This is a genomic window from uncultured Agrobacterium sp. (assembly GCA_913777615.1).
Classification (GTDB): Bacteria; Pseudomonadota; Alphaproteobacteria; order Rhizobiales; family Rhizobiaceae; genus Agrobacterium.
In genome coordinates, this window is the sequence record CAJYTK010000004.1 from 70,325 (window position 1) to 83,421 (window position 13,097).

The window sequence follows — 13,097 nt, forward strand, 5'->3', positions numbered from 1 at the left end:
CCTGATCGGTTCACCGACCGGCAATCCGATCAGTTCGACTGACGACGCAGGAAGGCCGGAATTTCGAGCTGATCGTCATCGTGATGGCTGGACGATGCCGGCATCTGGCGACCGTGATCATCCAGATTGCCCCGACGCGGTGCGTACATGCTGGCTTCCTGAGACAGCGGACGGCGTTGCTGCGGAGCAAGGCTCGGAGCATCCATCATGTCGGAAGGAACAGTATCTTCTTCATCGCGGCGACCGAGCGAATTTGTGATTCGCTTCAAGAGACCCATCGGACCACGCTCTTCAGGCGCTGCATGAGCAACCTGTGCGCGGTGATCGATTTCAGCCTTCACGACCGGAGGGAAATCCTCGACCTTTGGCATGCGAACCGGCTCCGGCTGGCGTGCGACAGGAGCAGGTTCATGATAAACCTGAGCCTGCGGCTGTGCCATGCGCGGAGCCGGCGCTGCGACCTGCTCCGGAGCGTGGTATACAGGTGCCGGAGCAGCCTGAACCGGTGCTGCGGGGCGAGCAACGACCGGCGCTTCGGCCGGAGCAGATGCGAACAGCTTGCTCTGTGGGCGGAACTCGGCCTCTGCCTGTGCCTGGCGCAGCTGCTGTTCGGCAGCGGCCAGAGCAAGTTCGCGCTCCATATCGACTTCCGCAGCGCGGATGGTCTGAGCAATCGGATCTACGGTCTTTGGTGCCTGCGATACTGGGGCAGGCTGAACTGCGGCCGGTGCGGATGCAACGGCCGCGGAGGGACGGATAATGGGCTTTGCTGCGGCAGCTGCGGCTGCACGCATTTCAGCAATGTTCTGCTCCATCTGGCCCGGTACACGGTCGATGCCGGTGGCAACAACGGAAACGCGGATGAGGCCTTCGAGCGCTTCGTCGAAGGTCGCGCCGAGGATGATGTTGGCATCCGGATCGACTTCTTCGCGGATACGCGTTGCAGCTTCGTCGACTTCGAAGAGGGTCAGGTCGCGACCACCGGTGATGGAGATCAGGAGGCCCTGTGCGCCCTTCATCGAGGTTTCGTCGAGCAGCGGGTTGGCAATCGCCGCTTCCGCAGCCTGCATTGCGCGGCCTTCGCCGGAAGCCTCACCCGTACCCATCATTGCGCGGCCCATTTCGCGCATGACCGAGCGAACGTCGGCGAAGTCGAGGTTGATGAGACCTTCCTTCACCATCAGGTCGGTGATGCAAGCAACGCCCGAATAGAGAACCTGGTCAGCCATTGCGAAGGCATCGGCAAAGGTCGTCTTGTCATTGGCAATGCGGAAAAGGTTCTGGTTCGGAATGACGATCAGCGTATCGACCGACTTCTGCAGCTCTTCGATACCCTGTTCGGCCAGACGCATGCGGCGTCCACCTTCGAAATGGAACGGCTTGGTTACGACGCCGACCGTCAGGATGCCCTTGTTGCGGGCTGCCTGTGCAACGACCGGAGCCGCACCCGTGCCGGTGCCGCCGCCCATGCCGGCGGTGACGAAGCACATGTGAGTGCCGTTCAGGTGATCGATGATTTCATCGATGCACTCTTCGGCAGCAGCGCGGCCAACTTCCGGCTGCGAACCGGCGCCGAGGCCTTCGGTGACGTTCACGCCGAGCTGGATAACCCGGTCGGCCTTCGTCATCGTGAGCGCCTGTGCGTCCGTGTTGGCGACGACGAAATCGACGCCCTGCAGACCCGCCGTGATCATGTTGTTGACAGCGTTACCGCCACCGCCGCCAACACCGAAAACGGTGATGCGTGGCTTCAGCTCGGTGATATCCGGCTTTTGCAGCTGTATCGTCATTTTACCATTCCTTCTTTTGATGGCCGGCAACGCCCCGCTGGCCAATTTCTTCGATCTTCACTCATTCCTTTTCCGTGATACGCAGGAAAAGGATCAGAAACTTTCTTTCAGCCACTGCCCCACACGGGCGATCCGCCCGCTGCCCATTCCAAACGGCGAGAACATTCCGCTCTGCGCCGCATGAATTTCGATGTCCGCGATCTGCGGATAGATCATCAATCCGCAAGCCGTGGAAAAGGCCGGGCCCTTGGCCGCAACCGGTAGGCCCGCCACACCCATCGGACGACCGATGCGCACGTTGCGAGCCAGAATGCGACGCGCCGTTTCCGGCAGACCGGTGAGCTGGCTAGCGCCACCCGTCAGCACCACGCGCTTGCCCACGATGGGGCTGAAACCGGACTTCTGGATCCGGTCACGAATCAGTTCCAGCGTCTCTTCGATACGAGCGCGGATAATACGGCTGACCAGCGCCTTAGAGACCTGCGATGGCTGATCGCGATCGTCCTCGCCGATCGGCGGAACGGCAATCATCTCGCGATCGTCCACGCCGCCATTGGCAAGCGACGAACCGTGAACCACCTTCAGACGCTCTGCGTCTTCGATACGCGTGGAGAGACCACGTGCAAGGTCGGTGGTGACGTGGTGGCCACCAAGGCCGATTGCATCGGTATGGACCAGACGGCCTTCGGCGAAAACCGAGATCGTCGTCGTGCCGCCGCCCATATCGATAGCAGCGCAGCCGAGTTCGACTTCGTCATCCACCAATGCAGCCAGACCGCTGGCATAGGGAGTTGCAACAATGCCTTCGACCGAGAGGTGCGCACGGTTGATGCAAAGTTCTAGGTTCTTCAGCGCCGTGCGTTCAGCGGTAACGACGTGCATATCCACACCCAGCAGATCGCCATACATGGAGAGTGGGTCGCGAATGCCGCGCTCGCCATCCAGCGAATAGCCCGTCGGCAACGAATGCAGAATAGCACGGTCCTGGCGAAGCGACTGCTGGCTTGCAGCAATCAAAACCTTGCGCAGATCGCCCGATTCCACTTCCTGTCCACCGAGATCGATGGAGGCAGTGTAGATATCGCTCGCCAGACGGCCAGCCGAAACATTGACGATCAGGCTGTCGACGGTGAGGCCTGCCATGCGCTCGGCGGCATCGACGGCCAGGCGAATGACGCCTTCCAGCGCATCGAGATCGGCGATCACGCCGGATTTCACGCCACGCGAACGCTGATGACCGATGCCGATCACGTCTACCTTATGCGTGCGACCGGGCAGAACTTCGCTCTCCTGGCGCGGCGTCAGACGGCCGATCATGCACACGACCTTGGTGGAGCCGATATCGAGAACCGAAACCACATGGCTGCGCTTGGACGACAATGGCTTCAGGCGCGGAAGACCGAACTGGGAAGAACCGAACAAGCTCATGTGTTCTTCTCCGCTTTCTTGAGGGCCTTGCTACGCGCTTCGACGGCAGCCTGACGACGCTCTGCTGCACCGTCCGTCAACTGCACCGTGGTGCGGTCGGAAAGACGCAGATCAACTGCTGCGACGTCGCGCGAAAGAATTTTCTGCTCCATATCGAGACGGGCCAGAAGCTGCAGCGCCTTCGGCACGTTCTCTTCCGGCAGCTTTACCACGATGCCATTGTCGAGGTGCAAATCCCAACGGCGACCGGCAACGCGAACATAGGCGCGAACGCGGTTGCGAATCTCCGGCCAGTCCGCAAGCTCATCGACAAAGCCTGCAGCACCGGTTTCGGCATCGCGGCCAACGAACAGCGGCAGACCTGCATATTTGTTGTCACGCAACGGCGCGATGACACTGCCGCTTTTTTCGATCAACGACAGCTCCGAGCCGTGCTGCCAGATACCAAAGGCCTGACGCTCCTTGAGGCGCACTTCGATCGTCTTCGGATAGACCTTGCGCACTTCCACATCGTCGACCCATGGAAGTTCGGTCAGTTTCTTGCGCGCAGCGTTGACGTCCAGCGCAATCAGCGAGGTTGCGCCATCAAGGCCGAGAAGCTGGAAGACTTCGATTTCCGATGTCTGAAGATTACCGGAGACCTTGACGTCTTCAACGGCAAAACCGGCAGCAGACGTTGTTGCTTGAGCAACAAGCTCCGTGTGGCCACCAAGCGACATGCCGTAAAGGCCGACAGCGGAAAAAAATACGAGCGTCGATACCGTGCCGGTATGGGCAGGAATATGAATGCGTCCCGTTGCAAGGCTCGCACAAAAGCGGAAGACACGGCGCAGCGGACGCGGAAGAACCAGCCGGTCATCCACACCTGCGGCTGCGTGCTGGTCACGCTTTCTAGCTGCCGATTTTTTGCCCTTTACCGCAAGCACGACGCATCCTCCACCATCCACCGGACAAGATCACCAAAGGAACGGCCCTGATGAGCCGCCATCTCGGGCACGAGGGAGGTCGGCGTCATGCCCGGCTGGGTATTGATCTCCAGCCAGATAAGTTCGCCATCTTCTGAGAAACGGTCGTCGTAGCGAAAATCCGAACGGCTTACGCCACGGCAGCCAATCACCTGATGCGCCATGACCGCCAATGATTGGATTCTTTGGTAAATATTCGGTGAAATTTCTGCCGGGATGACATGCTTTGAGCCACCCTTGGCGTATTTTGCGTCGTAATCGTAGAAATTATGGCCGAGCGGCACGACTTCCGTCACGCCTAAAGCCTCGCCGTTCATCACGCCGCAGGTGAGTTCGCGGCCATGAACATAGCGTTCGACCATGACCGAATCACCGTAACGCCAGTCGGTCGAACCAAGCACCTGCGGAGGATGGGATTGATCTTCCGTGACGATGACAACTCCGAAGCTCGAACCCTCGCAAACAGGCTTGACGACATAAGGCGTCGCCATCGGATGGTCGGAGCCGATATCGAAACGGTTCATCAGCCTCTCGGCAGCAACAGGGATGCCAGCGGCAGCGGCAATCTTCTTGGACTGCGACTTGTTCATCGCCAAAGACGACGCCGCGACCCCGGAATGGGTATAGGGAATTTCGAGATATTCCAGAACACCCTGGATCGTACCGTCTTCCCCGAAGGGACCATGCAAAGCGTTGAAGGCGACGTCAGGCCGCAAGTCAGCAAGGACCGCAGCAATGTTGCGATCGACATCCACCCGCGTGACCTTATAGCCCTCACCTTCCAGTGCGGACGCGCAAGCCTCTCCCGACGAGAGGCTGACCGGCCGCTCCGAAGAAAACCCACCCATAAGAACAGCTACGTGCTTGCCGCTCATAAAAACCTCTGACACCTGAAATTCCAGACGAGGCACCGGAACCGGAATGGTTCGCGATTCTCTCGCCCGACCCGTACGAGACACTTAAACGTCATTAAGGTTAACGAAGCGTTTACTTTCCTTAACCGAAGCGGCCATTGGTGCGATTTTTGTTAAAGAATCACATGAGGCACGGATTCCTTCCTTGGAATCAGAGTGTTGCGGTCGATGCAAGATTCAGAATTTAAGCCGGATCAAATAAATCCATTGCGCGGATTTCGAGCATCGGCATCAAAAGCAAGATCGATTCGTTAAGATCGCCCGATTGTCCCCAGGGATTTTAGAACCTTAAGGCACTGGCGCTGAGCGGCAAAAGGATGCCGCGCATTGAGCGCTTGTCACCTTAAAGTCCAAAAACACCTGAAATTCTCGTGATTTTTTACAGCTTATTGCGCTTTAGTCGTTCCAAAGGATCGAAAATTGCGTTAACGCAACGGCAGCCTCCTCCAAGGTCATAAGTCTTACTTAACAATGGAACCAATACCATGACTGACGCGATATCTCCTGTATCGCCGACAGCTGCCACGCCGAACGATGTAAAGACAAATTCGCCTGCACGAGTTCTCACTGCCAGCCTGGTCGGTACGACCATCGAATTCTTCGATTTCTACGTTTATGCGACCGCCGCCGTGCTCGTGTTTCCGACGCTGTTCTTCCCCAACAGCGATCCGATGACGGCTTTGCTTGCATCCTTCGCCACCTTTTCGATCGCCTTCTTTGCCCGTCCACTCGGCGCACTGGTGTTTGGTCACTACGGCGACCGCGTGGGCCGCAAGACGACGCTTGTCGCAGCACTGCTGACGATGGGTATCTCTACTGTCGTGATCGGTCTTTTGCCGTCCTATGAAACAGCAGGCGTTTTCGCTCCTCTGCTGCTAGCCCTTTGCCGTTTCGGCCAGGGCTTTGGACTTGGTGGCGAATGGGGCGGCGCCGTTCTTCTGGCAACAGAAAATGCGCCTCCGGGCAAACGCAACTGGTACGCGATGTTCCCGCAGCTCGGCGCACCGGTTGGTCTCTTCCTCTCCTCGGGTATCTTCTGGCTGCTGCTGCATGTCATGTCGAATGAAGCGCTCATCTCGTGGGGCTGGCGTATTCCCTTCGTCGCCTCGACGCTGCTGATCGCCGTTGGCCTGTGGGTTCGCTTCTCCATTTCGGAAACGCCTGCGTTCCAGAAGGCAATCGACAAGCATGAACGCGTTGCCGTTCCAGCCAAGGAAATCTTCACCAAGTACAAGCGCAGCCTGTTCCTCGGCACCTTTGTAGCGCTCGTCACCTTCGTGCTGTTCTACATCGCGACCGCCTGGCTGCTGTCCTACAACGTCAAGGTCCTGAAGATCCCCTTCCTCGACGCGCTGGAAATCCAGATCCTTAGCGCTGTCGTCTTCGGCATCTTCATTCCGCTGACGGGCATCGTCGGCGACAAGGTCGGTCGTCGCCTGTCGCTGATCGTCATCACGGTCTTGATCGCCGCCTTCTCCTTCCTGCTTCCGGTTCTTCTGGGCGGCGGCGAAACAGGCGTCGCAATCTTCGCGGCTTCGGCCATGGCACTGATGGGCATGACCTACGCGCTGATCGGCGCGGCATTGGCTGCCCCCTTCCCCACCAGCGTGCGCTACACCGGCGCGTCGCTGACCTTCAACTTCGCAGGCATCGTCGGCGCCTCTCTCGCACCTTACATCGCGACGTGGCTGCAGACGAATTACGGCATGGCCGCCGTCGGCTATTATCTCGGCATCGCTGCCGTGATCACGCTGGTCTGCATCCTCGCCTCAGGCAAGGACGAAGTGTAAGCGATCCCGACAATGGCGGCGCACCATTCCCGATGCGCCGCTTGAAGCCTGAATCAAGCTAATAAAAAAGCCCGCGAAGTTTCTGACTTCGCGGGCTTTTCTTTATATCTTACTGAATGCGCTTAGCCGCCGAGGAAGGGCTCGACTTCGCGGCCCGGCATGAAAAGGCCAAGGCGCTTTATTTCCCATTCCAGACGAATGCCGGATTTCTCGAAGACACGCTTGCGCACGGCTTCACCGAGATATTCGAGATCGTAGCCCGTCGCGTGACCGGTATTGATCATGAAGTTGCAATGCAGCGACGACATCTGCGCGCCGCCGATCACCATGCCGCGACCACCCGCCTCGTCGATCAACTCCCAGGCCGAGTGGCCTTCCGGATTCTTGAAGGTCGAACCACCGGTCTGTTCGCGGATCGGCTGAACAGTCTCACGGTGATGACGCACAGCGTCCATATCGGCACGGATCTTTGCACGGTCTTCCGGATAACCCTCGAAAAGTGCGCCCGTGAAGATCAGATCTTTATCGGCACCTGAATGCCGATAGCTATACTGCATATCGGCATTGGACAGCACATGGCTGTTGCCCTTGCGGTCCACCGCATAGACTTCCACGACACGGTCTCGGGTTTCGCCACCATTGGCGCCGGCATTCATGCGCAGCGCGCCGCCGATGGAGCCTGGAATGCCATAGTAGAAGTGGAAGCCGCCGATGCCGTTATCCATCGCCATGGCTGCGATATGCTTGTCCGGGCAGATAGCACCCGCCTTGATACGATTTTCGCCAGCAAGCTCGACCTGACCAAAACCCTTGGCGGACAAGCGCACGACGACGCCCGGAATGCCGCCGTCACGCACCAGCAGGTTGGAGCCAACGCCAACCACGGTCAGCGGAACATCCTCGGGCAGAATCTTGAGGAAGGTGATGAGATCATCCGTGTCGTGGGGCTGGAACATCAGTTCCGCAAGACCACCGGCCCTGAACCACGTCACGCGGTCCATTGGCGAGTCCGGCGTCACACGTCCTCTTAGTTCCTTTACTCCGTCGCCGAGCCTTTCCAGCAACTTTACCCCATCCACCTGTCTCATGCAGACTTTCCTGAAATGCTATCCAATTCTGACGGCAGCGCCGCTGCCCACTGCGTAATATTACCAGCGCCCAAGAGAACCACGAAATCACCCGGATTCGCAATGGCTGCAACCGTCTTTGCCAGATCGTCGCGCGAGGCAAGATGACGGGCATCGCGATGGCCTGCCGCCTTGATGGCGGAAACCAGCGTCTCGGAGTTGACACCTTCGATGGCATCTTCACCTGCTGCATAGACCGGAGCAAGAAGAATCGTGTCGGCATCGTTGAAGCAATGGGCGAAATCCTCGAACAAACTCGACAGGCGCGTGAAGCGGTGCGGCTGATGCACGGCGATAATGCGACCTTTGCAGGCCTCGCGTGCAGCTTTTAACACGGCCTTGATTTCCACGGGGTGATGACCGTAATCGTCGAAAACCTGCACGCCGTTGGACTCACCCGTAAGCGTAAAGCGGCGTTTGACGCCGCCGAAAGAACCGAGCCCCTTCTTGATGTCCGCTTCCGAAATGCCGAGCCGGTTGGCGACTGCAATCGCAGCTGTAGCGTTCGAGACATTGTGACGGCCGGGCATCGGCAGCACGAGATCCTTGAAGGAAAACACCTTGCCCGTGCGGCGGCGACGGATTTCGACATCGAAGACAGACTTGGTGCCATCGATACGAACATTGGAAAAGCGCACATCCGCCTGTGGGTTCTCACCATAGGTGATGACCTTGCGATCCTCGATCTTGCCGACCAGCGTCTGCACCTCTGGATGGTCGAGGCACATGACCCCGAAGCCATAGAAAGGCACGTTTTCCACGAACTGGCGGAAGGCCTGACGCACGGCGTCGAAATTGCCGTAATGGTCGAGATGTTCCGGGTCGATATTGGTGACCACCGCAACATCTGCGGGCAGCTTCAGAAAGGTACCGTCGGATTCGTCGGCCTCGACCACCATCCATTCACCCTCACCCATGCGGGCATTGGTGCCATAGGCGTTAATGATACCACCATTGATGACGGTCGGATCGAGATTGCCAGCTTCCAGCAGCGTCGCCACCATGGACGTCGTCGTGGTCTTGCCATGCGTACCGCCGATAGCGATCGCATTGCGGAAACGCATCAACTCGGCCAGCATTTCGGCACGGCGAACGATGGGCAGATGTTTTTCGCGTGCGGAGACCAGTTCGGGATTGTTCTTCTTGATGGCGGTCGAAACCACCACCACTTCCGCGTCGCCAAGGTTTTCAGCCTTGTGACCGACGAAAACCTCAATACCCTTCTCGCGCAGACGCTGCACATTGGCACTGTCTGCCTGATCGGAACCTTGAACGCGATGGCCAAGATTGTGCAGCACCTCGGCAATGCCGCTCATGCCGATGCCGCCAATTCCGATGAAATGGACTAGACCGATGGCTTTCGGCATCTTCATGGATGCACTCCTTCATTCTTCGATTTAAATTGCTGAACGCTTTCCCCGGCGGCAATCGCCTCCACGAGATCGGCGAGGCGCTTGGCCGCGTCCGGCTTGCCGGTGGCCTTGGCGGCAGCAGCCGTCTTCTCCAGTCGAGCCGGGTCGTTCATCGCGTCAGCCAAAAGCGCCGAGAGCGCATTCGGCGAGAGATCAGCCTGCTTGATGACGCTGGCACCGCCGGCTGCGGAAAGAGCCGCCGCATTGGCCGCCTGATCGTGATCGAGCGCATGCGGATAAGGAACGAGAACCGACGGCCGACCGATCACCGAAAGCTCCGAGACGGTCGAAGCGCCTGAGCGGCTGATCACCAGATCGGCTTGAGCGATACGCTCGGCCATATCGCCGAAGAATGGCGAGACATCCGCCCTCACACCAAGCTTCTTGTAGGATTCGACAACGCTGTCCTTATCCTCGACCCGCGCCTGCTGGGTCAGCGTGATGCGGCTGCGCAGATCATTAGGAAGGAGGCAGATGGCAGCAGGAACAGCTGCGGAGAAAAACTGCGCCCCCTGGCTTCCGCCAAAAACGACGAGATTGAACTCTTCGCCCGAATTGGATGGCGTGTAGGCAACATGCGCAGCAGACAGGACGGCTGGACGAACAGGGTTCCCCGTCATGACGATCTTGTCGCCATACTCGCCTTTGTTTTCCGGCAAAAAGCCGCCGGCGATCGCCTTAACCCGCTTTGCCAGCGCCTTGTTGGCGCGGCCCATGACCGCATTCTGTTCATGCAGCAGCGACGGTACACCCATACCGGTGGATGCCAAAAGCGGCGGAACCGTTGGATAACCACCGAAGCCGACAACGGCAACAGGCCTTAGTCGAGTCATCAGTTTGCGCGCAGAGCGAAGACCCGTCCAGAGCGTGGCCAGCGCCTTGATCACGCGGATCGGGTTCTTCGAGCCAATCGTCGCTGATGGCACGACATGAATTTCCTCGGCGGGAAACTTGCCCGCGTAGCGCTCGGCTCGGCTGTCGGTCACCAAGTGTACGGAGTAACCGCGTGCCTTTAACTCGTACGCCAACGCTTCTGCCGGAAAAACATGGCCGCCGGTTCCACCGGCGGCAAGCATAACAATACCCTTGGTCATAAATCTTTACTCCGCAGGAAGACCCGCGCCCACGCGGAAGAAGCTGCGCTCCTGTGCGCGCTTCTCGGGTCTGTGTCGTGTGAGTGCCAGCAGGAAGCCAGCCGTCACGCAGATCGCCATCATCGAAGAACCACCATAGGAAATCAGCGGCAGCGTCATGCCCTTGGCTGGCATAAGTTCGAGATTGACGCCGATATTGATCATCGACTGGATGCCGATCTGTAGAACGAGGCCTGCAACCGCGAAACGGACGAAATCGTCCTTCTCCTTGAAGGCATGGCTGAGGCCACGCAGAACGATGAACGCGAAGATCGCAACCAACGCCATGCAGAAGACGATACCGAATTCCTCCGCAGCCACGGAGAAGATGAAGTCGGTATGGCTGTCAGGAATGATCCGCTTGACGATGCCCTCGCCCGGGCCCTGGCCAAACCAGTCGCCGCGAATGATCGCCTCTCGCGCGGTATCCACCTGGAACGTGTCACCCTCGCCTGTCCAGAATCGGTCAATACGACCGGCCACGTGCGGTAGCGTCAGATAGGCAGTGACGATGCCACCAACACCCAGACCACCGAGCATGATGATCCAAAACCACGGCACACCGGCCATGAAGAACATCCCACCCCAGACAACGGATGTCAGAATCGTCTGACCAAAGTCCGGCTGGGCGATCAAAAGCGCCGCGACAATGCCGAAAGTGATGATGGCGAAGAGGTTGCCTGGAATCTCGGGATGGCGCGCACGCTCGGCAAAAAGCCAGGCGCAAACGATGACAAAGGCTGGCTTCATGAATTCGGATGGCTGGATGGAAAAGCTGCCGATCGAAATCCAGCGGCGCGCACCCTTCACCTCGATGCCGAAGAACAGCGCGAAGATCATCATCAGGAGCGATACGATCAATAGCACGATAGCCACGCGGCGAACCTGCCGCGGCGAAAGAAAGGACAGCCCGATCATGATCGCCAGCGACGGGACGATGAACATCGCCTGGCGCTCGACGAAGAAGAAGCTGTTGAGGCCGATGCGCTCGGCCACCGCCGGCGACGCGGCAAAGGACAGCATCAGACCAATGCCGATGAGAGCAATGAAGGCGGCCAGGAAGAAGCGGTCGATTGTCCAGAACCACTCCGCGACTGGACCACGGTCAGTACGGCTTACCATATCTTCAGTGCTCCTTTTGCACTTCCACCAGCATCGTCACACCATCGAGTGCAGCGACGTGCGAAACGAACGAATCACCCCGTATTTCAAAATTCTTATATTGATCGAAGCTTGCGCAAGCCGGAGATAGCATCACGACATTGCCGCTCTGACCATCTGCCGTGGCTTCGGCAGCCGCATGCGCGACCGCTTTGTCCAGCGTGCCGGAAATTTCATAAGGTACGGCTTCACCCAGCGTCGCGGCAAATTCGGCTGCCGCCTCGCCGATCAGATAGGCCTTGGCGATACGCGAGAACAATGGTGAAAGGCTGGCGATACCGCCTGCCTTCGGCAAACCGCCGGCAATCCAGTAGATGCGGTCATAGCTCGAAAGCGCGGGCGCAGATGCATCCGCATTGGTCGCCTTGCTGTCATTGATGAAGGTGACGTTGCCACGCCGTCCGACGGGCTGCATGCGGTGCTTCAGACCGGGGAAGGACTTCAACCCCGACCTCACCTCGTCCTCGGAGACGCCGACTGCAATGCAAGCCGCAATGGCAGCCGCAGCGTTCTGAGCATTGTGGCTACCGCGAAGCGTCTGGATGCCGTCCAGATCGACAAGCAGCGACGACGTACCGCCCTCGGCTTTCATGATCCGGCTGCCTTCGGCGTAAAGCCCATTGGCCACTGCATTGCGCTTAGAGATCCGGCTGACTTTCACGCCAGCGCGCTCGATACGATCGGCAATCAAGGTGCAATAGCTATCGTCGACTCCGACAATGGCCGCATCGCTTCCTGCAACGAGACGCTCTTTGACGTCGGCATAATGCTGCATAGTGCCGTGGCGATCGAGGTGATCGGGCGTCAGGTTGAGCAATATCCCGGCCGATGGGTTCAACGTCGGAGCGAGATCGATCTGATAGGAAGAGCATTCGACCACGTAGAACCGTTCAGCTTTCGGTGGATCGAGGCTGAGAACGGCTGTGCCGATATTGCCGCCAAGCTGCGTATCGCGGCCAGCGGATTTCAGAATATGGGCAATCAGGGCCGTGGTGGTGGATTTGCCATTGGTGCCGGTAATGGCAATGAAGGGGCAATCCGGCGCATGCGCTCGGCGCTCACGCACGAAGAGCTCGATATCACCGATCACGTCAACACCAGCAGCCTTGGCAAGATCGACCGACCAGTGGGGCTTCGGATGGGTCAGCGGCACGCCCGGCGCGAGAACGAAAGCGGCAAGCTTCGACCAATCGAGCGTGCGCAGATCGGCGGTCGGGATACCCTCACTCGCAGCCTTCGCAACGCTGTCCGGGTTGTCGTCGAAAGCAACGATATCGGCGCCGCCAGCAACCAGCGCTCTGGCGGTCGCAAGGCCCGAACCGCCGAGACCGAAGAGAGCAACCTTCTTATCCGCGAAAGATGTGACCGGGATCATCG

General features: G+C 58.8%; 10 protein-coding genes. 1 reads left to right on the forward strand and 9 read right to left on the reverse strand.

Features of this window, described 5'->3' with window-relative positions; all coding sequences use genetic code 11:
• Positions 1-29: 29 nt before the first annotated feature.
• The 4 genes from ftsZ to QZ862_RS02435 all read right to left on the reverse strand — a co-directional run bounded on the left by ftsZ (position 30) and on the right by QZ862_RS02435 (position 5,058).
• A complete protein-coding gene (gene ftsZ / locus QZ862_RS02420; RefSeq protein ID WP_296014956.1) occupies positions 30-1,790 on the reverse strand; it encodes a cell division protein FtsZ in 1,761 nt (586 codons plus the stop codon).
• A 93-nt stretch (positions 1,791-1,883) separates the two neighbouring features.
• Positions 1,884-3,218, reverse strand: a complete 1,335-nt coding sequence (gene ftsA, locus QZ862_RS02425) for a cell division protein FtsA (RefSeq protein WP_296014966.1) — start codon at positions 3,216-3,218, stop codon at positions 1,884-1,886.
• Positions 3,215-4,144 (reverse strand): cell division protein FtsQ/DivIB, encoded by a 930-nt coding sequence (locus QZ862_RS02430; protein WP_296014975.1) that lies wholly within the window; start codon positions 4,142-4,144, stop codon positions 3,215-3,217. The genes ftsA and QZ862_RS02430 overlap by 4 nt, the downstream gene beginning before the upstream one ends.
• Positions 4,132-5,058, reverse strand: a complete 927-nt coding sequence (locus QZ862_RS02435; RefSeq protein ID WP_296039533.1) for a D-alanine--D-alanine ligase — start codon at positions 5,056-5,058, stop codon at positions 4,132-4,134. The genes QZ862_RS02430 and QZ862_RS02435 overlap by 13 nt, the downstream gene beginning before the upstream one ends.
• A gap of 524 nt (positions 5,059-5,582) precedes the next feature.
• Between QZ862_RS02435 and QZ862_RS02440 the strand changes: the two genes are divergently transcribed.
• Complete coding sequence (locus QZ862_RS02440) at positions 5,583-6,887, forward strand: MFS transporter (RefSeq protein WP_296015009.1); 1,305 nt, start codon at positions 5,583-5,585, stop codon at positions 6,885-6,887.
• A 122-nt stretch (positions 6,888-7,009) separates the two neighbouring features.
• On the opposite strand, the gene murB is transcribed toward QZ862_RS02440, so the two are convergent.
• From murB to murD, 5 genes are read right to left on the reverse strand one after another with little or no spacing between them, the layout of a single operon-like run.
• Positions 7,010-7,975: a UDP-N-acetylmuramate dehydrogenase gene (gene murB / locus QZ862_RS02445; RefSeq protein WP_296097264.1), complete on the reverse strand. Its 966-nt coding sequence runs from the start codon at positions 7,973-7,975 to the stop codon at positions 7,010-7,012.
• A complete protein-coding gene (gene murC / locus QZ862_RS02450) occupies positions 7,972-9,387 on the reverse strand; it encodes a UDP-N-acetylmuramate--L-alanine ligase (protein WP_296015021.1) in 1,416 nt (471 codons plus the stop codon). Before murC ends, murB begins: the two co-directional genes overlap by 4 nt.
• Positions 9,384-10,520, reverse strand: coding sequence for an undecaprenyldiphospho-muramoylpentapeptide beta-N-acetylglucosaminyltransferase (gene murG, locus QZ862_RS02455; RefSeq protein WP_296097266.1), 1,137 nt, complete (start codon positions 10,518-10,520; stop codon positions 9,384-9,386). Before murG ends, murC begins: the two co-directional genes overlap by 4 nt.
• 6 nt (positions 10,521-10,526) lie before the next feature.
• Positions 10,527-11,681, reverse strand: a complete 1,155-nt coding sequence (gene ftsW / locus QZ862_RS02460) for a putative lipid II flippase FtsW (RefSeq protein WP_296015051.1) — start codon at positions 11,679-11,681, stop codon at positions 10,527-10,529.
• A gap of 4 nt (positions 11,682-11,685) precedes the next feature.
• Positions 11,686-13,095, reverse strand: coding sequence for a UDP-N-acetylmuramoyl-L-alanine--D-glutamate ligase (gene murD / locus QZ862_RS02465; protein ID WP_296097269.1), 1,410 nt, complete (start codon positions 13,093-13,095; stop codon positions 11,686-11,688).
• Positions 13,096-13,097 lie beyond the last annotated feature (2 nt).